The 19,744-nt window shown below is 44.6% G+C and carries 15 protein-coding genes and 1 riboswitch; of the genes, 2 read left to right on the top strand and 13 right to left on the bottom strand.

From position 1 onward, the window contains the following. Positions 1–464 precede the first annotated feature (464 nt). The 6 genes from N667_RS0115575 to gatC all read right to left on the bottom strand — a co-directional run bounded on the left by N667_RS0115575 (position 465) and on the right by gatC (position 7,517). Complete coding sequence (locus tag N667_RS0115575; protein ID WP_027410415.1) at positions 465–1,100, bottom strand: ABC transporter permease; 636 nt, start codon at positions 1,098–1,100, stop codon at positions 465–467. Between the two features lie 14 nt (positions 1,101–1,114). Then, complete coding sequence (locus tag N667_RS0115570; protein ID WP_027410414.1) at positions 1,115–2,242, bottom strand: ABC transporter ATP-binding protein; 1,128 nt, start codon at positions 2,240–2,242, stop codon at positions 1,115–1,117. Between the two features lie 24 nt (positions 2,243–2,266). After that, complete coding sequence (locus tag N667_RS0115565; protein WP_027410413.1) at positions 2,267–3,169, bottom strand: glycine betaine ABC transporter substrate-binding protein; 903 nt, start codon at positions 3,167–3,169, stop codon at positions 2,267–2,269. Positions 3,170–4,309: 1,140 nt separating this feature from the next. Next, positions 4,310–5,740 (bottom strand): Asp-tRNA(Asn)/Glu-tRNA(Gln) amidotransferase subunit GatB, encoded by a 1,431-nt coding sequence (gene gatB / locus N667_RS0115555; protein WP_027410411.1) that lies wholly within the window; start codon positions 5,738–5,740, stop codon positions 4,310–4,312. A 15-nt stretch (positions 5,741–5,755) separates the two neighbouring features. Then, on the bottom strand, positions 5,756–7,213 hold the full coding sequence (gene gatA, locus N667_RS0115550; protein ID WP_027410410.1) for an Asp-tRNA(Asn)/Glu-tRNA(Gln) amidotransferase subunit GatA: 1,458 nt from the start codon (positions 7,211–7,213) through the stop codon (positions 5,756–5,758). A 13-nt stretch (positions 7,214–7,226) separates the two neighbouring features. Further along, a complete protein-coding gene (gene gatC, locus N667_RS0115545; RefSeq protein WP_027410409.1) occupies positions 7,227–7,517 on the bottom strand; it encodes an Asp-tRNA(Asn)/Glu-tRNA(Gln) amidotransferase subunit GatC in 291 nt (96 codons plus the stop codon). A 155-nt stretch (positions 7,518–7,672) separates the two neighbouring features. Then, positions 7,673–7,774: riboswitch (purine riboswitch) on the top strand. 30 nt (positions 7,775–7,804) lie between these two features. Between gatC and ade the strand changes: the two genes are divergently transcribed. Both ade and N667_RS0115535 read left to right on the top strand, forming a co-directional pair. Next, on the top strand, positions 7,805–9,532 hold the full coding sequence (gene ade, locus N667_RS0115540; RefSeq protein ID WP_027410408.1) for an adenine deaminase: 1,728 nt from the start codon (positions 7,805–7,807) through the stop codon (positions 9,530–9,532). A gap of 84 nt (positions 9,533–9,616) precedes the next feature. Beyond that, positions 9,617–9,997 carry a hypothetical protein gene (locus N667_RS0115535; RefSeq protein ID WP_027410407.1) on the top strand — a complete coding sequence of 127 codons (381 nt, stop codon included), beginning with the start codon at positions 9,617–9,619 and terminating at the stop codon, positions 9,995–9,997. Positions 9,998–10,539: 542 nt separating this feature from the next. On the opposite strand, the gene pruA is transcribed toward N667_RS0115535, so the two are convergent. The 7 genes from pruA to N667_RS0115495 all read right to left on the bottom strand — a co-directional run bounded on the left by pruA (position 10,540) and on the right by N667_RS0115495 (position 19,736). Further along, on the bottom strand, positions 10,540–12,087 hold the full coding sequence (gene pruA / locus N667_RS0115525; protein WP_027410405.1) for an L-glutamate gamma-semialdehyde dehydrogenase: 1,548 nt from the start codon (positions 12,085–12,087) through the stop codon (positions 10,540–10,542). 92 nt (positions 12,088–12,179) lie between these two features. Continuing rightward, the gene (locus N667_RS0115520; RefSeq protein WP_027410404.1) at positions 12,180–13,307 is read right to left on the bottom strand and encodes a CamS family sex pheromone protein; all 1,128 of its coding nucleotides are present in this window, start codon (positions 13,305–13,307) and stop codon (positions 12,180–12,182) included. 12 nt (positions 13,308–13,319) lie between these two features. Then, the gene (gene ligA, locus N667_RS0115515) at positions 13,320–15,326 is read right to left on the bottom strand and encodes an NAD-dependent DNA ligase LigA (protein WP_027410403.1); all 2,007 of its coding nucleotides are present in this window, start codon (positions 15,324–15,326) and stop codon (positions 13,320–13,322) included. 18 nt (positions 15,327–15,344) lie between these two features. Further along, entirely contained in the window at positions 15,345–17,543 is a 2,199-nt protein-coding gene (gene pcrA, locus N667_RS0115510) for a DNA helicase PcrA (protein WP_027410402.1), read from the bottom strand. A 51-nt stretch (positions 17,544–17,594) separates the two neighbouring features. Continuing rightward, the gene (locus N667_RS0115505) at positions 17,595–18,290 is read right to left on the bottom strand and encodes a heptaprenylglyceryl phosphate synthase (RefSeq protein WP_027410401.1); all 696 of its coding nucleotides are present in this window, start codon (positions 18,288–18,290) and stop codon (positions 17,595–17,597) included. A gap of 82 nt (positions 18,291–18,372) precedes the next feature. Continuing rightward, entirely contained in the window at positions 18,373–18,699 is a 327-nt protein-coding gene (locus N667_RS0115500; protein WP_027410400.1) for a YerC/YecD family TrpR-related protein, read from the bottom strand. A gap of 23 nt (positions 18,700–18,722) precedes the next feature. Next, on the bottom strand, positions 18,723–19,736 hold the full coding sequence (locus N667_RS0115495) for a DUF3048 domain-containing protein (protein ID WP_027410399.1): 1,014 nt from the start codon (positions 19,734–19,736) through the stop codon (positions 18,723–18,725). Between the last annotated feature and the right edge of the window lie 8 nt (positions 19,737–19,744).

The following is a 19,744-nucleotide window of genomic DNA, read 5'->3' as shown; positions in this document are numbered from 1 at the left end:
GAAGGCTTCCGATCCTCTTATCGAGCCGAAGAAGACCGCCTTCTTCTGCGTTGAAGCTTCTTTGATCGAGTAGTAAGAAACTCCCACCTCTAAATGAAATGTAGGTGGGAGAGGTTCATATGTCTCAATTGATATACAATCATGAAATTGTCATATCATCGCAATTCCTTACATTTACTCTTGGGCCATTCCGATAATAACGGTGATAAGTTATATGACATGCAACGAGCGCTACCATTAGCTCGTCCGCCGTATAGGCTACAGCCCGCGTTGTTAATTAATAAATCTCTCTTTGCGTTTATTCTTTAATGGAAATCCCCCACCTCTAAGCAAATTCTAGGTGGGAGAGGTCGTTTCTTCATATTAAACTTATGACTTCATGCTGATCGGACATACTCTACTTTGTACAACGTTATTGCCCTTTCAACACCGAAGCACATTCCGGGATCATGCAAACACATTGACTATGACTTTAATCCTTTTGGCGTTACTTTATCTTCGATTTTCCTCAATAAAAGGTCAAACAGAATTGCCAAGACAGCAGCAGGAATAGCGCCTGCTAATATAAGATTTTTATCCGCCACGCGCAGGCCACGGTCAATGAGGTCGCCAAGCCCGCCAGCACCGATAAACGTCGCCAATGCAGTTACACCAATCGTCAAGACGGTGGCCGTTCGCACTCCTGCCATGATGACTGGCAAGGAAAGCGGAAATTCGACCATCCGTAAAATTTGCCAAGATGTCATTCCCATCCCTCTTCCTGCATCAACCAATGCTGGATCTACACCAAGAATGCCTGTATATGTGTTCCTTAAAATAGGAAGTAAGGCGTATAACGTCAGAGCGATAACAGCCGGCAATTTTCCAATTCCGAAAATCGGCAGCATAAATCCCAACAGCGCAAGGCTAGGAATCGTTTGAATAATGGCAGCTATACCAATCACTGGCTCGGCAAGCTTTTTATTTCTTGTCAATGCGATACCGAGAGGAACCGCAACAACAATCGCAATTGCCATCGAGATTCCCGATAATAATATATGTTCTTGAAAAGCAATCCAAATATCTTGCTTTCTTTCCACAAAGGTCTGAATGAGATTCACCTGTCAGTCCCCCCTCACTGTTGCTTATGAAACTCCCATTCTGCCAATCCACGCATCATGCTGGATCTTGTGATCACTCCCACTAATCGATTTCCCTCTAGCACTGGAATCACATTTATATCTTTATGTTGAAACACGTCAGCTACACTTGTCACATCCGCATCCTTTTCTAATGTCGTGATATCGTAATCTGCAATATCTCCCAGCACCAATTCTTCTTTTCCATAATGTTTTTCTAACTCTTTTAACGCCACAACCCCAAGGAATACATGATTTTTACCGGTAATAATCAAGCTATCTACTTTCTTTTCCTTCATCAAACGAAATGCCTCGGCCAATCCACGATTTGGTGAGGAGGTAACAACAAATGAAGACATTAAATCTTTCGCTGTCGGAACGAACGAACCTCCCTGCTGAAGCCGGTTTTCTCCGATAAAGCCACGTACAAAATCATCGGCAGGATGTCGCAAGATTCTATCAGGAGTATCGAATTGAACGATTTCCCCTTCCCTCATAATGGCGATGCGGTTGGCAATTTTCAACGCCTCATCCATATCATGAGTTACAAACACAATTGTCTTTTGAACTTCTTCTTGAAGTCTCATAATATCATCTTGAAGTTGCTCGCGGCTGATCGGATCTAGCGCGCTAAACGGTTCATCCATGAGAATAATGTCAGGTTCCGCCGCTAAAGCTCGAATAACTCCAACGCGCTGCTGTTGGCCTCCACTCAATTCCGATGGATAACGTTGTTTAAAAGTGAATGGATCTAAGCCAACTAACTCCAGTAGTTCATTGACTCGCTTTTCATACATGGCTGGTTCCCATTTTTTCAATTTTGGAACAAGCACAATATTTTGTTCAATCGTCATATGGGGAAACAAACCGATCTGTTGGATGACATAGCCAATGTTTCGCCGAAGTTCAACTGGATCTATAGCCGAAATATCCTCCCCATCAATATAAATCTTTCCGGATGTCGGCTCCGTTAGGCGGTTAATCATGCGCATCGTCGTTGTCTTTCCGCATCCGCTTGGACCAATTAGCGTAACCAACTCTCCTTTTTTAATTTCGAGATTCATATTTTTTACAGCGACAAAACCATCATCGTATCGTTTTTGCACATTTTCAAACCGAATCATGCGATCCCTCCTTCGGATAAACTATTAATGAATCAATCCTTCCGACTTGAGGAAATCTATCGCAACTTGTTTTGGCTGTTTGCCTTCGATATTTACTTCTCCATTTAGTTTCATCATTTTTTCATCAGATAATATTCCTCCAAGCTTGTTTAATGCTTCTTCTAATCCCGGATTGGCATCTAAAACTTCCTGACGGATAATCGGCACAGCGTAATACGGCGGAAAATAGTGTTTATCGTCTTCAAGTACAACGAGATTGTATTTTTTAATACGCGCATCGGTTGTATAAGCGGTAATGACATCAATATCTCCGTTCTTTGCTGCTTCGTATTGCAAATCAGGATCAATATTTGTCGTTTTCTTAAAATGAAACCCGTACGCTTTCACTAACCCATCGTATCCATCGCTCCGTTCAAAAAATTCAGCATCTGAGCCGAACACGAGCTGATTCGATTTTTTAGCTAAATCAGAACATGTTTTGATTCCAAGCTTATCGGCTAACTCTTTTCTTACGGCCAAAGCATATGTATTGTTAAATCCAAGCGGCTTAAGCCAGGCGATATTAAATTTCTCCTTATACCCTTTTTTCGTCGCTTGGTACACCTCATCTGGCGTTTGTGATGAATCGTATTGATTTTTTAAGATATTTAAATAGCCAGTACCTGTATATTCTACGTATGCATCTATATCACCGTTTTCAATCGCCTGCTCCAGCATAAAAGCGCCGCCTAAGCTATCTTTTACTTCAACATCTAACTTTGTGTTAGCTTTTAAATATTCCGCCAGTAAATGAGTTAAAATCACCTGTTCAGTGAATTTTTTGCCTGCAATGACAATTCTTCCTTTTTCCGCTTTTTCTCCCGTCCCACAGGCTGTTAACGATAAGAACAATAAAATCGTTACAATAAACGCCGCATATTTACGCAATGGAATTCCTCCTTTACAGGGTTGGAAATAGCCCAAACACGATAGCAGGTCACAGACCAATTGACACAAGCCGCGTACAGAAAACAATCATGTAACTATTCAGCATCCGATCATTAATCACAAGATAGGTCAACTTTTTCATGTAAATACATAGCAAACATGAGATGTCCCGTTAAAATTTACGAAAATTCTCCTCATTAACCGAACAAAATCGGTTTATATGATGCACGAAAGCGAAATTTTAGATGTTTCCAGGTCTACTATGCGGTAGGTAATACGTCATTTGCAGGAATTCAAACAATACGGAAAGTTTTTAAACACGGATTTATGGAAGAGAAGATGCAGACTCTATTTGGAATCAAACCGACGAGGAACAGTACGAAGAAAATTTCAATAACTCGCAAATGTGACGTTACTGGAGAATTTGAAGCTTCCTTTCATCAAACCTTTCTTCTTCAAAAAACGATTCAATCCACTCTCGGCAAGGACTTTTGCCACCATATAGCATATAAAAAGAAACAGAGTGATTATATAAATTGGCGATTCTTACCGAGCGCGCTTTCCCCGTTCAGACAAGGGGAATAGGTAGTTGTGATCATCAGACAGCGACCGTTATTAAGTGAAATACAAAATTCTCATTTGATCTAGGCTAGCAATCTGCTTTGTTTTCTACGAGAACCTGTTCCATTTGTTGATAACTTGGCGCAATAGGCTAAGAAAATGGATAAAAGTGAGACACTTTCTTTACGAAGAGAGAAACGGAAGTTATGTGTGACACTTTTTGCCTCATCACAGCTCAGCGTGCCATCTTGATAAAATAAAACGCTAGCTACTTCAAAGTCACTTCCTTCAATACCTTCCGTAAAAGAAAATCTCCGCTTTCAATATACTGAATAGTTACATAATTGTATTAATTATTGTATCGATGGCTGTATGTCTTTTACAAATAGGGAATAAAAGGATATGACCGCATATGTATGAATTTCCCCCGATAACAGATGAATATATGCCAAATTCTCAAAAATACGCCGATATCCTCCTGTATGCTCCATATACGCTTATGTCCCTTCTCCATGACAAGCAAAAAAAGACTCGGGAGCATATTATAAATCCCCGCTGATGATACAGCGGGGACGCCCATTACCGTTTATTAATTTCTTCCAACAACAACTTGTTCACCAGCGGCGGGTTGGCTTGTCCTTTTGTCGCTTTCATAATTTGACCGACTAAGAAGCCAATCGCGCGGTCTTTTCCGTTTTTGAAGTCTTCGACCGATTGAGGATTTGCATCGAGTACTTCGAGCACAATTTTGCGTAATGTCGCTTCGTCGGAAATTTGCACAAGCCCTTGGTCTTTGACGATTTGTTCTGGATCGCCGCCTTTTTCAACGAGCTCTTTAAACACTTTCTTCGCGATTTTCGATGAAATCGTGCCGTTTTGAATAAGCTTAATCATGCCAGCTAGGCTTTCTGGCGTAAGCGCAATGTCGTGAAGCTCTTTTTGTTCCGCATTTAAATAGCCGGACACTTCAACCATCAGCCAGTTTGATGCCAGCTTCGGATCGGCGCCGTTAGCGACCGTCGCCTCGAAGAAATCGGACATTTCTTTTGTCAGTGTTAAGACGTTCGCATCGTATTCCGGCAATCCTAATTCCTCGACGTAACGTTTTTTCCGCGCATCTGGAAGCTCTGGAATCGAAGCGCGGACGCGTTCTTTCCATTCGTCGTCAATATAAAGCACGACAAGGTCTGGCTCTGGGAAGTAGCGATAGTCTTCGGAGCCTTCTTTTGTGCGCATTAGAATCGTCGTTTTTGTCGCTTCATCGAAACGGCGCGTTTCTTGTTGGATCACGCCGCCAGAAAGCAAGATTTTCTCTTGTCGTTTCGCTTCATATTCAAGCCCTTGGCGCACGAAGTTAAACGAGTTCAAGTTTTTCAATTCGGTTTTTGTCCCGAACTTGTCCGAGCCAATTGGACGAAGCGAAATGTTTGCATCGCAGCGAAGCGAGCCTTCTTCCATTTTACAATCGGATACGCCTGTATATTGAATGATCGATTTCAATTTTTCCAAATACGCATACGCTTCTTCCGGCGAACGAATATCCGGTTCCGACACGATTTCGATCAGCGGCGTGCCTTGTCGGTTGAAGTCAACTAACGAATAACCGTCGCCTGTATGCGTCAATTTTCCGGCATCTTCTTCTAAATGAATGCGCGTAATGCCGATTTTTTTCTTTTTGCCGTTCACTTCAATTTCAATCCAACCGTTTTGTCCGATTGGCTGGTCGTATTGCGAAATTTGGTACGCCTTCGGGTTGTCCGGATAGAAATAGTTTTTCCGGTCGAATTTCGTTTCGGTCGCGATTTCGCAGTTTAACGCCATCGCTGCCTTCATCGCAAATTCAACAGCTTGCTTATTCAGCACAGGGAGAACCCCTGGATAACCTAAATCAATGACGCTTGTTTGAGTGTTTGGGGGCGCTCCGAATGCGTTTGGACTGCTGGAAAAAATCTTTGATTTCGTTTTTAACTCAACGTGAACTTCAAGTCCGATGACGATTTCAAAATTCATCTTCTATGTCCCCCCTTACAACGTTGGTTTTTGTTTATGGTAATCGGTCGCTTGCTCAAATGCGTGCGCGACGCGGTAAATCGTACTTTCGTCGAAATGTTTGCCGATGATTTGCAAGCCGACAGGCAGCCCGTTCACAAACCCGCATGGGATGGAGATTCCCGGAACGCCCGCCAAGTTAACCGGAATCGTTAAAATGTCGTTTGCGTACATCGTTAACGGATCGCTTGTTTTCTCGCCGATTTTGAACGCTGGCGTCGGCGTTGTTGGACCAATGATAACATCGTATTTTTCAAAGACGTTTTCAAAGTCTTGTTTAATTAAAGTCCGCACTTTTTGCGCTTTTTTGTAATACGCATCATAGTAGCCGGAGCTTAAAGCGAATGTTCCAAGCATGATGCGGCGTTTCACTTCGTTGCCGAAGCCTTCGCTGCGCGTTTGCTTATACATGTCGATTAAGTTTTTCGCGTTGTCCGTGCGGTAGCCGTAGCGAACGCCGTCAAAGCGCGCTAGGTTCGCTGAAGCCTCAGAAGACGCAAGCAAGTAGTACGTCGCAAGCGCATACTTCGAATGCGGCAACGATACTTCTTCCCAAACGGCGCCAAGACCTTCCAACACTTTTAACGCATTCAACACGGACTGGCGCACTTCTTCCGACACGCCTTCACCAAGATATTCTTTTGGCACGGCGATTTTCAATCCTTTGATGTCGCCTGTCAACGCAGACACATAATCAGGCACATCGACGTTTGCCGATGTTGAATCCATCGGGTCAAGTCCCGAAATCACTTGCAGCAAGTAGGCGTTGTCTTCGACTGTGCGCGTAAATGGACCGATTTGGTCAAGCGATGACGCGAACGCTACCAACCCGAAGCGCGAAACGCGACCGTATGTCGGTTTTAAACCAACGACGCCGCAAAATGCCGCTGGCTGGCGAATCGAACCGCCTGTGTCAGAGCCAAGCGCAAACGGCACTTCTCCCGCCGCTACTGCTGCCGCAGATCCGCCGCTTGAACCGCCTGGTACGCGCTCTAAATCCCACGGGTTGCGCGTGAGCTGGAAACCGGAGTTCTCCGTCGAAGACCCCATTGCAAACTCGTCCATATTTAACTTACCGATCGTAATTGCATCGGCTTCATTGAGACGCTGCATGACCGTTGCATCATAAATCGGTTCAAAGTTGTATAAAATTTTGCTGGCACATGTTGTGCGAAGCCCTTTTGTCACGATATTGTCTTTAATGCCGATCGGCATCCCGAAAAGCAAGCCGAATTCTTTTTCGGTCGCAAGCTTTTCATCTAACTCTTTCGCCTTCGCGCGCGCTTGTTCTTCATTGAGCGTTAAAAACGCTTGCACTTTATCTTCAACAGCGGCGATGCGTTTAAACGACTCATCGACTAAGTCAGACACAGAAATCTCTTTTTTATGTAGCATGCTATGTAATTCAGAAACTTTATGATCAAATAGCGACATGTCCTGCCCTCCCTTATTCTAAAATCGCTGGCACGCGGAATTGTCCATCGCGTTGATCCGGCGCGTTTTTTAACACTTCCTCAAGCGGAAGGCCTTGTGCCGGTACATCTTCACGCATGACGTTTTTCATGTTCAGCACATGCGATGTTGGCGGAACGTTTTCTGTATCAAGTTCATTGAGCTGCTCCGCGAATGTAATAATCGCATCCAATTGCTTTGTGAACATTTCTGCTTCTTCTTCTGTAATTGCTAAACGCGCCAAATGGGCGACGTGTTTTACTTGATCGATCGAAATTCTTGACATTCCATTCACCTCCGGTATTCTCGACCTTTCACAATACTATGATGATACCAAACTTTCATCGGTTGAAGCAACATATGCTCTAGACAGAAATGCGAAGACGAACTTGAAGAAAGATTTGACGAAAATGCGTTTCAGTCTTACAATGAAAAAAATTTCAGACTACCAACACAACAGCTCGTATAATTTCGGAAATATGGTCCGAAAGTTTCTACCAAACGACCGTAAATCGTTTGACTACGAGGGAATTCTCCTCGTATCGAGTTGTTAGAAAAGAGGAGGATAAAACAATGAAGCAACAATTATGGAAGCGGCTCGCCGTCGCGGCAAAAAAAGAGCGGGCCGATGTCGTTGTGAAAAACGGAAAAATCGTGAATGTATTCACTCATGAAATTGAAGAAGGCGATATCGCCATTGTCGATGGGGTCATCGTCGGCATCGGACAATATGAGGGGCACGCGGCGATCGATGCCGAAGGAAAATATGTCTGCCCCGGCCTTATCGATGGGCATGTGCATATCGAATCATCAATGGTCACACCGAGCGAGTTCGCCCGCGTCGTCGTGCCGCACGGTGTCACAACAGTCATTACTGATCCTCATGAAATCGCCAATGTTGCCGGAACAAAGGGGATTCAATTCATGATTGACGATTCGGAGCATGTCCCTCTTGACGTCTATATCATGTTGCCATCTTGCGTGCCAGCGACATCGTTTGAGCATGCTGGAGCGGTATTGACAGCACAAGAACTCGCGCCATTTTTTTCCCACGAACGCGTACTTGGCTTGGCGGAAGTAATGGATTATCCTTCCCTTTTACATGAACATTCGCATATGATCGATAAGCTGGCTGCAGCGATTTCAATAGACAAACAGATCGACGGTCATTTGGCTGGACTGGACCGTCAAGCGGTCAACGTGTACGCCAGTGCGAACATTAAAACCGACCATGAGTGCGTCACCATTGCGGAAGCGCTCGAACGTATTCGCCGCGGCATGTATGTATTAATTCGCGAAGGATCGGTTGCGAAAGATTTAGCAAAACTCATTGCTGCCGTCAACAACCACAACTCGCGCCGATTTTTATTTTGTACCGACGATAAACATTTAGATGACTTGATCATCGAAGGGAGCATCGATCATAACATTCGTCTCGCTATTCAATCTGGAGTCGATCCGGTGACGGCAATTCAAATGGCGACGCTGAACGCCGCGGAATGTTACCGGCTGCACACAAAAGGAGCGATCGCCCCAGGATATGATGCCGACTTTTTGCTTGTCGATGATTTACAGTCGTTTTCGATTACACATGTCTATAAAAATGGCCGCCTCGTAGCAGAAGACGGCAAAGCGACGTTTGCAAGAACCAAACCTGCGAACATCGAGCCAGCGTTAACGCATTCTATTCACGCGCAAGCCGTGACAGAGGCTGACTTACAAATTCCATTGCAAAATGGCCAAAGGGCCAACGTCATCCAAATCATTCCGAACCATTTGCATACAAAACATTTAGTTGCGCAAGTCGATGTGCAAAACGGCGCCTTTCAGCCATCGATTGAATGGGATTTGTTGAAGCTTGTCGTCGTTGAACGCCACCGAAAGCTCGGAATCGGCGTCGGCATCGTGAACGGTTTTCAACTGAAAAAAGGAGCGATTGCTGCATCTATCGCCCATGACTCCCACAATATCATCGCGACTGGGACAAACGATGACGATATCATCGCCGCGATTGAGCATTTGAAAAAAATACATGGCGGTCTTGTCGTGGTAGAAGGCGACAGCGTGCTTGCTGATTTGCCGCTTGAAATCGGCGGACTAATGACGGCAAAAAATTACGAAGATGTATTGCAAAGTTTGCAACAAATTCATCATGCCCTCGCAGCGATCGGAGCAACAGACGAATTCAACCCATTTATTACCCTCGCCTTTTTAGCGTTGCCGGTCATTCCGGAATTGAAATTAACCGACCAAGGGTTGTTTGACGTGAAATCGTTTCAGTTGATCCCCGTGCAAGCATAACTCCCCTCAAAACAGGGGAGTTTTTTGTCCTTCTTACTGTCGAAAAGTGTTATAATATGTTTTGGAAGCAAAGAAGGTGAGACGATGAGCGAGCCATTGTTGCAGCAAATTTTAAGCGCGGTTACTAACATGCAAAAAGAGTTAGGCGAGATTCGCGAGGAGCAGCAGATCATCAGAGAAGAACAGCAAGCGCTGAAAAACGGACAACAAGAACTGTACGACTTAATGACCGCTCTTCTCCACCGGCAAGAAGAAACGGATGCAAAGCTGGAAGTGCTCTCAACGGACATCCACCACATGCGCGGGGAAATCGCCGCGATGAAGCAAGACATTCAGGCCCTCAACGAAAAAGTCGATACCCACAATGAACGCCTTAACAATCTCCAACTTGATGTAGATTTTGTGATGCACAAAACAACGATAAATGAACGCGAGTTATACAAAATGCGAAGTCGATTATTTTAACATATCCACTGAGAAGTCTCCCACTTTGAAACGGAGTGTAGGTGGGAGAGATTCATGGAAAATTCCCTCTCCGCTTTGGGGAGGATACCGTTACTGACATCTTCCCCACAGATGATACTCTTAATGTGTGGTTACGAAATCGTTCAATGCTTTTTACCATGCCCCAAAATATGCCCCGCATTCACCAACACGCCATATATAAAAAACCTCCATACCAACCGCGGAAACAGAATCAATATGCCGCTAGCAAAGTTTACAAAGCCTTCAGGCATTTGCTACATTGCAAAGCCATAAGCATATACAAACAAAAAGAAGGACGCACGCAACAACAAGCTATACATAAACGCTATAAAATAAACCGCTTCGTTCTCGTCATATATAGCGCTAAAATCAATAAATTAAGGAACACAAGAATGATAATTTGGATGCATCATATAATTTTATGAACCTCCCCTACCTACACTTCGCTTAGAGGTGGGAGACTTCTCGGTGAATTATGTTAAATAAAAAACCTCCCTGCCTAAGCAGAGAGGTTTACCTCATTAAAACATTTCCGATACCGTTTTTGCTTGCATATGAAGAATCAAGTAGTCAGGGCCGCCAGCTTTAGAGTCTGTTCCAGACATGTTGAAGCCGCCGAACGGATGGTAGCCGACGATGGCGCCTGTGCAGCCGCGGTTGAAGTAAAGGTTTCCGACATGGAATTCTTCGCGCGCTTTTTCAAGGTTGAAGCGGTTTTTCGAAATGACTGCGCCTGTTAAGCCGTATTCTGTGTTGTTCGCGATTTCAAGCGCATGGTCGAAGTCTTTCGCTTTTGTGAAAGCAACGACTGGACCGAAAATTTCTTCTTGCATGAGGCGCGCTTTCGGATCGACATCCGCAAACACTGTTGGCTGGATGAAGAAGCCTTTGGAGTCGTCTCCTTCGCCGCCTGTCATCAGCTTGCCTTCTTGCTTGCCGATTTCAATGTATTCCATAATTTTGTTGTAAGCCGATTGGTCGATCACAGGACCCATGAATGTGCCTTGCTCTGCTGGGTTGCCGATCGTTAACTGCTTCGTCAACTCAACGACGCGGTTCAATACTTGGTCATATACTTCTTCAAGCACAACCGCGCGAGAGCATGCTGAACATTTTTGGCCTGAGAAGCCGAATGCTGATGCAACGATCGATTGCGCTGCCAATTCTAAATCTGCTTCTTTGTCGACAACGATTGTATCTTTACCGCCCATTTCCGCGATGACGCGCTTGAGCCAAATTTGACCTTGGTGAACTTTCGATGCGCGCTCGTAAATGCGAACACCTACATCGCGAGAACCTGTAAAGCTAATGAAGCGAGTGCGCGGATGATCAACTAGATAGTCGCCCACTTCTGCGCCGCTTCCTGGAATGTAGTTCAATACGCCTGCTGGAAGCCCTGCTTCCTCTAATACTTCAACAAATTTATAAGCGACAACAGGTGTTGTGCTGGCAGGTTTTAAAAGAACTGTATTTCCTGTTACAAGAGCTGCTACTGTTGTTCCAGCCATAATCGCAAGCGGGAAGTTCCAAGGCGAAATAACGACGCCAACGCCAAGCGGGATATAGAAGAAACGGTTTGTTTCGCCCGGACGGCTTTCTACTGGAATTCCGTCTTTTAACTTTAACATTTGGCGACCGTAATACTCCAAAAAGTCGATTGCTTCTGCCGTATCCGCATCCGCCTCTCTCCAAGGTTTTCCTGCTTCTTTCACAAGCAACGCGGAAAACTCATGCTTGCGGCGACGGATGATCGCAGCTGCACGGAATAAAATGTCCGCACGCATTTCTGGTTTCGTTTTGCTCCACCATTTGAATGCCGCATCTGCTGTTTGCATCGCTTTTTCCGCTAGCTCTTTGTTCGCCTTTGATACGCGGCCAATTACTTCTTCCTTGTTCGCTGGGTTAATAGAAACGATTTTATCTTCCGTTGTAATGCGTTCTCCGCCGATCACTAACGGATAATCTTGACCAAGATAAGATTGTACCGTTTTTAATCCTGCTTCAAACGCTTTTTTATTTGCTTCTACCGTAAAATCTGTAAATGGTTCATGTCTATAAGGTTGTACCATAACTTGCGCCCCCTTTGCCGAAATAATAAAAACGTTTACAACCCACATCTACCATTCTAACGGATAACGAAAACTTATTCAATTGTTACAGTTTATTGATAGATATGGACAAATGGCTGGTCAGATTTCGCTGGACGAACAATGATGCTTTCCGGACCGCCGACAGATGAAATATAGACGTTCACATTGATATAATCAGGGAACTTCTCCATCACGAGCCCGGTCACATATTGCGTAAACGCGATCACTTCTGCTTTTCCGTAAAATTGCATTGGGATATTAATTGTCAGCTGCTGCAGTTGATCGTCCACATAAAACGCCTTACCGATTACACCTGTATAGTTCGGGAAAAAGTCTTCAATATCTGATTTGAAATTTAAAAACTTCATCAAATCTTCGCGATGGTTTTTCTCAGCATCGTCTGATGGGAATAATGCATATTCTTCATTAATTTTTTCCCATTTATCGATCGTTGTGCTGTCTTCATCAACGTTTGTCATCGCAAAAAAGTGTCCTGGAATGATCGATGTTTTTGGTTGCTGTTTGAATAGCGCAATCGTAATTGGTACATGTTTTAATTCGTCTATATGACGGACGCGCGACAAGACCTCCGCAGCTAGCTGTTTTCCTTCCCGTTCAATCACTTCATCTGTTAACTCAACCTCGCGCGGATAACCTTGTTCTGTTTCATAATAATGAACAGAGTTTAACGCTAATCCTAAAACAACGCCGCCTAATTCTACTTTGTTGTCGCCGTTTTTAGTGTAGTAATCATGCTCTAAAATATCGGCCAAATAAATCGGACTTTTTGTATTCTTTTCTTCATTTGTTCCTTTGTTGCTTAACGCTGGATTTAAACCTTTATCGCCCTCATCTTTTCTCTTTAACCAACTTTGGATCGTTTCTTTCTTTAAAAATTGACCTTCTTGAAATAAGTAGTCTTTCGGGGAAAAACGTTCTTGAGCGACGCGCATAAGCCCTGTTTCAAATTCGTCGACATCTAAACGTGTATTTAAATTTTCAACGACAAGCCCTCTCGACTTCGACGGTTTAAACGGCAATATCATCCGATAATACGAATCAGAAATATTGTATTTTGGAATGACCGCTTTTTGCTGTTTATCGTTTTTTTCCTGTACTACTTCCTCTTCGCCAAATTTTGGCGCGCATGCTGACAGCAAAAATGCAGTCGCGATGATTAATATAGCTATTTTTTTCATCATTTATAACACCTACCGCTCGATTTCTTGAAGAAAGCGCGCTTCATCCCAAACTTCGATATTGAGCTGTTGCGCTTTTGCCAGCTTGGATCCCGCATCCGTCCCGGCAATCACTAAATCGGTATTTTTACTAACGCTGCCAGTGACTTTTCCACCGAGTTGCTCGATTTTCTCCTTCGCTTCGTTGCGTGATAATGCTTCAAGCTTTCCGGTTAAGACGACGGTTTTGCCTGCGAAATAAGAAGTGCTGTCGACCGCTTGGGCTGATTTCATTCCTTTGTACGTCATATTGACCCCATAAGAACGAAGTTCCTCAAGCAGTTCTTTAACTTCCTCATTTGAAAAATAAGCAATAATGGAATCAGCCATTTTCTCACCGATTTCGTAAATTCCAAGGAGTTCCTCTTTTGTTGCTGTTTGCAGACGCTCCATCGTTTCAAAATGCTCCGCCAATATTTTTGCCGCTTTCGCTCCGACATGGCGGATGCCGAGCCCAAACAATAGGCGTTCAAGCGAATTTTGCTTCGATGCTTCAATGGCTTGAAGCAAGTTCGTCGCTGACTTATCTCCCATTCTTTCCAGATTGATGAGCTGTTCTTTTGTCAATGTGTACAAATCAGCTACATCATGCACAAGCCCCTCTTTGAACAATTGGGCGATCACCTTTTCTCCGAGCCCTTCAATGTTCATCGCCTGCCGGGAAACAAAATGAATCAAGCCCTCGCGAATTTGTGCTGGACATTTAGGATTCAAGCAGCGAAGCGCGACTTCCCCGTCTAAGCGAACGAGTTCGCTTTCACACTCTGGGCAGTGCGTCGGCATCGAAAACGGCACTTCATCTCCAGTCCGACGCTCCGGCAAGACATTAACGACTTCTGGAATGATGTCGCCCGCTTTTTTTATAACGACATAGTCACCGATCATAATATCTTTCGCGCGAATTAAATCTTCGTTATGAAGCGAAGCGCGTTGAACGATCGTTCCAGCAACACGAACTGGCTCTAAAATCGCTGTTGGTGTGACAACCCCAGTGCGTCCAACACTCAATTCAATGCCAATGAGCTTCGTCACCACTTCTTCTGCCGGAAATTTATACGCAATCGCCCATCGTGGGCTTTTGGCCGTTGTCCCAAGCTGCTCTTGTTGTTCAAATGAGTCGACCTTAATGACAATCCCATCGATTTCATAAGAAAGTTGTGGGCGCTTCTCGTGCCAACTGTTGACAAACTCAATGACTTCATCGATGTTCGCACATTTGCATCGTTCCGGATTTGTTTTAAATCCAAGCCGCTGCAAATAATCAAGCGCTTCGCTATGCGAATCGATTCCTAATTCCTCCGCATTCGCCAAACTGTAGATAAAAATATCTAAATGGCGAGAGGCAGCAATTTTCGGGTCAAGTTGCCGCAAAGAACCCGCAGCGGCATTGCGCGGGTTGGCAAACAACTCTTCACCGCGTTCGCGGCGCCGCTCATTGAGCGATTCAAACGATTTTTTTGGCATGTACGCCTCGCCGCGCGCTTCCAAAGTGACTGGCTCACTCAGACGTAACGGCAGCGAACGGATTGTTTTTAAATTTTCACTAATGTCTTCGCCTGTAACTCCATCTCCGCGTGTTGCACCTTGGACAAAATATCCATCCTCATAGCGGACAGAGACGGCAAGTCCATCAATTTTTAATTCACATACATACGCCACATCATCTCCGACCTCTTGGCGCACGCGACGATCAAAATCGCGCAAGTCCCCTTCGTTAAAAGCATTAGAAAGGCTAAGCATCGGCACGCGATGCTCTACTTTTTGAAACGCCTCTAACACTTGTCCACCGACGCGTTGCGACGGAGAGTCTTTCGTTTTTAAGTCGGGATGTGCTTCCTCTAGCATAATGAGTTCTTGCATGAGCCGATCATATTCCGCATCAGACACTGATGGACGATCCAAAACATAATATTCATAATTATATTGATTTAAAAGACGGCGAAGCTCTTCGATGCGCTCAAGAGCCGCTTGTCGCTCCATTCTCCGTTCACCCTTTCCTCACACTTTTGTAATCGGCGCGAACTTAGCGAGTAATCGCTTAATCCCCGTCGGGCTTGGGAAGGCGATATCGAGCTCTTTATCGTCTCCTTCTCCCCGAACACTGACTACGGTGCCGATTCCCCATTTTTTATGTTCTGCTTTGTCGCCTACTTTCCAGGCAATCGCTTCTCCGCCTGTCGTAGTCGGCACTGTTACCGAACGAACCATCCTCGTTTTCACCGATTCGCTCGCTGTCCACCGCTTCGTTTTGTTTACACGCTCGATCAGTTCATCAGGAATTTCCCCGACAAAGCGCGAGACCGGATTGACGCTCGTCCGGCCAAACAAAATGCGCATTTGCGCGCTCGTTAAAAACAATTCTTCTTCCGCCCGAGTAATGCCGACATAAGCCAAACGACGCTCCTCTTCCATTTCCTCTTCATCGTCGAGCGAGCGGCTATGCGGAAAAATGCCTTCCTCCATGCCGATCAAAAAGACGACCGGAAATTCCAGTCCTTTTGCCGAATGAAGCGTCATTAAAACGACCGCATCGCTTCCTTTGTCTTCCTCATTGTTCAATTGGTCAATATCCGCCACTAAAGCTAAATCCGTTAAAAAAGCAATTAATGACTTATCTTCATTTACATTCTCAAAATGCTTGGTTACTGATAAAAACTCATCGATATTCTCAAGGCGGCTTTGCGCTTCTAATGTCTTTTCAGCGCGAAGCATCTCCCGGTAGCCAGATTTCTCTAATACATCTTCCACAAGCTCTGTTACCGATACATACTCTTGCATTTGCCCCCAATGTTCGATCTGCCGGCGGAACTCATTTAATGGAGCAGCGATTCGCGCGCTGAGTCCAATGTGTTCCAGCTCACCGAGCGCTTGAAACATCGAAAGGCCATGTGCTGAGGCATAGCTTGCGATTTTTTCAAGCGAAGAGGCGCCGACGCCGCGCCTTGGCACGTTGACAATTCTTGAGAAGCTAATATCATCATTCGGATTCGCAATAAGACGCAAGTACGCGAGCACGTCTTTAATTTCTTTTCGATCATAGAACTTGAGGCCGCCGACAATTTGGTATGGAATATTTGATTTAATCAGCACTTCCTCCATCATCCGCGATTGAGCATTCGTCCGGTAAAGAACCGCAAAATCAGAATAACGACGCTTGCCGAAATCGACGTATTCTTTAATTTTCCCCGCTACAAACTGCGCTTCATCTGATTCGTTCATCGCCTCGTAATAGACGATTTTTTGTCCTTCCGGATTTTCCGTCCACAACTTTTTCGGTTTGCGATTGTAGTTGTTTTCAATCACTTCATTCGCTGCTTGTAAAATGCGCTTCGTCGAACGATAGTTTTGCTCAAGCAGCACGACTTTGGCGTTCGGGTAATCCGTTTCAAACGATAAAATATTTTGAATGTCCGCCCCGCGCCAGCGATAAATCGATTGGTCTGAATCACCGACGACACATATGTTTTGAAATCTCGAGGCGAGCATTTTTACAAGCTTATACTGAGCGCGGTTCGTGTCTTGATACTCATCAATATGAATATACTGAAACTTATATTGATAATGCTCCAACACTTCCGGCACGCGCTCAAACAGTTGAATCGTCGTCATAATCAAATCATCAAAATCAAGCGCATGGTTGCGCAACAGGCGCTGCTGATATTCTGTATAAACGTCGCTTGCGATCTTTTCATAGTAGCTGGCTGCCTTTTTTACAAATTGCTCTGGAGAAAGCAATTCGTTTTTGGCGTTGCTGATTGTCCCTAAAATCGCACGCGGATCGAATTTTTTCGGATCGATATTTTTTTCATTCAAAATGGTTTTAATGACTGACAGCTGATCGGTCGTATCTAAAATCGAAAAGTTGCGGTCAATGCCGATGCGGTCGATATCGCGGCGCAAAATGCGCACGCACATCGAATGAAACGTGGAAATCCAAATGTCTTCCGCCGCCCCGCCAACAAGCGATTGCACGCGTTCCTTCATTTCGCGAGCCGCCTTGTTTGTGAATGTAATGGCTAAAATGTTCCACGGCGCGACATGCTTTTCCGCCATTAAATACGCAATTCGGTGCGTCAACACGCGCGTCTTTCCGCTTCCCGCACCTGCCATAATGAGAAGGGGGCCTTCCGTCGTTTTCACTGCCGCTTGCTGTTCCTCGTTCAAATTCACAAGCAACCTGCTCGATAAAAAGCTCAATGTCATCACCACCACACAAACATTTGTTCTATTTTACTACATTTCTACTTGTCACACAACGTTCTCTTTCACAGCCTTCACCGTTTCAAGCGCTCTCGATAAATCTTTATATACCGCGTTTCCGACGACAATTGTATCAGCGTATTGTGCCATTTCTTTTGCTTGGTCTGCGCTCTCAATTCCGCCGCCATAAAACAACTGGGTATGATGCAGCACTTCTTTGACTTTGCGCACTGTCTCTATATTTCCATAAGCTCCGCTATACTCTAAATAAAAAATCGGCAGCTTGTACATCTTCTCCGCGATCAATGCATAAGCAACAATATCTTCATCGGAAAGCTCCGTCTTCGCTCCGGTGAGCGTAGCGGCTTTGCAGTCCTTATTTAAAATGCAATAGCCCTCCATAACAATTTCATCCCAATTCATTAGTTCTCCAAATTGTTTCATTGCCTCATGATGCAAATCGACGATCCACTTCGTCTCTCGGCTATTTAAAACCGTTGGAACGAAATATAAGTCAAATCCCGGCGTTACGGATTCAATATTCGATATTTCCAGTATACAAGGAACGGCAAACCGGCGAATGCGCGCCATTAAATCGAGCACGTTTTCTAACGTCACTCCGTCTGTTCCACCAACCATCACGGCATCCGTTCCTGACTCGCAAATTTGTTCGAGCTGTTCATCGCTAATTTCCTTGTTCGGATCTAATTTAAAGATATGGCGCCACTGACGAACATCGTACATATAAAAAACCTCCATTTGACATATCCATCTTTTCATTATAACAAATCGTCAAAAAGAAAAGGAGCATCAATAAATGCTCCTTTTACACATGATTTGCCTCTTGCGACTCATCTGTTTGTTCTTCTTTAATGCGCTCAAGCACCATTTCGTAAGCATCGCTTCCATAATTTAAACAGCGTTTAACACGGGAAATTGTCGCAGTGCTCGCTCCTGTTTCCGTCTCAATTTTATGGTACGTATACCCTTCGCGAAGCATCCGAGCAACCTCAAGTCGTTGTGCAAGAGATTGGATCTCGTTGACTGTGCATAAGTCGTCAAAAAAACGATAGCATTCTTCTAAATCTCGAAGGGACAGAATCGCCTTAAACAACTGATCCACTTCTCTGCCTCTTAATTTGTCAATTTGCATATTGTTTTTCAACCCTCCATCTATTAACGATACTGAACAATATCCAACGTCGGGACGATATTGACCCATGTTTTCCCTGGTACAAAACCGATGGGAACACCATTTTCATATGGCAATAGACGACCGTTGACATTTTTCCATTCAACATGCTTTACCGTTCCGTTTTGGAACAAATATCCATGCCCGCCTGATGTCAAATCAATATCGCGCCGCCCATATCCATCGGCAATCGTATGCGTTGCAGCCACAATGAACACATTTTGCACGAAAACAGGGATATGCGTATCGTAATCAACCGTCTGCTCCCCGCCGCTATAACGAAAATATCCTTTTTTATTAGGATCGTATTTGTATTGCACATGGGCATAATCTCTGTGGGAATACGAGATATCTACCTGTTGCGCCACATCTCCCTTGGCTTCGTTTGTGAAAAAAGGAAGCGGCTCTACTGTATCTTGCATGGTATATCCTTTTTCCGTTGCCCCTTTTTCAATATTGGCAAACGTAATATACGAGTTATGGGGCGCTTTTCGGAATGAAGCCCGCTTAAACAGCGTTCCATCATAAAATAGCCCATTAAGATAATCGGCCTCTCCAGATTCAAGCATTGTTTTGGCTTCTGGGCTCCAACCGTGGCAAATATAGAGAGCATGAAATCCTTTGCTAAGTTCAATATAATAATCGCGCGCACTTCGGACCGGCCCCACTTTTTCAGGAAACTCGCTTTGATATAAGGCTAAAAAGCGCGTAATGTCTCCTTCGGCCAGCACTTCATAGACAACATCCGCCTTGTACAAACCTGATTGCGGTCTTGCTTTTGGGTGATTATTGACCATAACCGCAATGACGCGATGGTCTGGTCGTGTTTTGGCAGGAAGCCCTGTTAATGGGAAAACAAATTTCTGTTGTTGTGGCTCCTTATTTTCTTGTTTTGGTGTTTCCACCGGAACCGCATGCTGCCGTTCATTTTGTCCTATTTTCGCACAGCCGCTGAAAAGAAGGCACGCTCCACTTATAACAATCAACCAGCGTTTCATTGTGCACA

Source organism: Anoxybacillus tepidamans PS2 (assembly GCF_000620165.1).
Taxonomy (GTDB): Bacteria; Bacillota; Bacilli; order Bacillales; family Anoxybacillaceae; genus Anoxybacteroides; species Anoxybacteroides tepidamans_A.
This window is presented reverse-complemented; position numbering and strand designations above follow the sequence as displayed.

Bases quoted from the DNA above. Each gene is read 5' to 3' on its own strand.
- N667_RS0115570 (WP_027410414.1), bottom strand. From the start codon at position 2,242: ATGATTCGGTTTGAAAATGTGCAAAAACGATACGATGATGGTTTTGTC.
- gatB (WP_027410411.1), bottom strand. From the start codon at position 5,740: ATGAATTTTGAAATCGTCATCGGACTTGAAGTTCACGTTGAGTTAAAA.
- gatA (WP_027410410.1), bottom strand. From the start codon at position 7,213: ATGTCGCTATTTGATCATAAAGTTTCTGAATTACATAGCATGCTACAT.
- gatC (WP_027410409.1), bottom strand. From the start codon at position 7,517: ATGTCAAGAATTTCGATCGATCAAGTAAAACACGTCGCCCATTTGGCG.
- ade (WP_027410408.1), top strand. From the start codon at position 7,805: ATGAAGCAACAATTATGGAAGCGGCTCGCCGTCGCGGCAAAAAAAGAG.
- N667_RS0115535 (WP_027410407.1), top strand. From the start codon at position 9,617: ATGAGCGAGCCATTGTTGCAGCAAATTTTAAGCGCGGTTACTAACATG.
- pruA (WP_027410405.1), bottom strand. From the start codon at position 12,087: ATGGTACAACCTTATAGACATGAACCATTTACAGATTTTACGGTAGAA.
- N667_RS0115520 (WP_027410404.1), bottom strand. From the start codon at position 13,307: ATGAAAAAAATAGCTATATTAATCATCGCGACTGCATTTTTGCTGTCA.
- ligA (WP_027410403.1), bottom strand. From the start codon at position 15,326: ATGGAGCGACAAGCGGCTCTTGAGCGCATCGAAGAGCTTCGCCGTCTT.
- N667_RS0115505 (WP_027410401.1), bottom strand. From the start codon at position 18,290: ATGTACGATGTTCGTCAGTGGCGCCATATCTTTAAATTAGATCCGAAC.
- N667_RS0115500 (WP_027410400.1), bottom strand. From the start codon at position 18,699: ATGCAAATTGACAAATTAAGAGGCAGAGAAGTGGATCAGTTGTTTAAG.
- N667_RS0115495 (WP_027410399.1), bottom strand. From the start codon at position 19,736: ATGAAACGCTGGTTGATTGTTATAAGTGGAGCGTGCCTTCTTTTCAGC.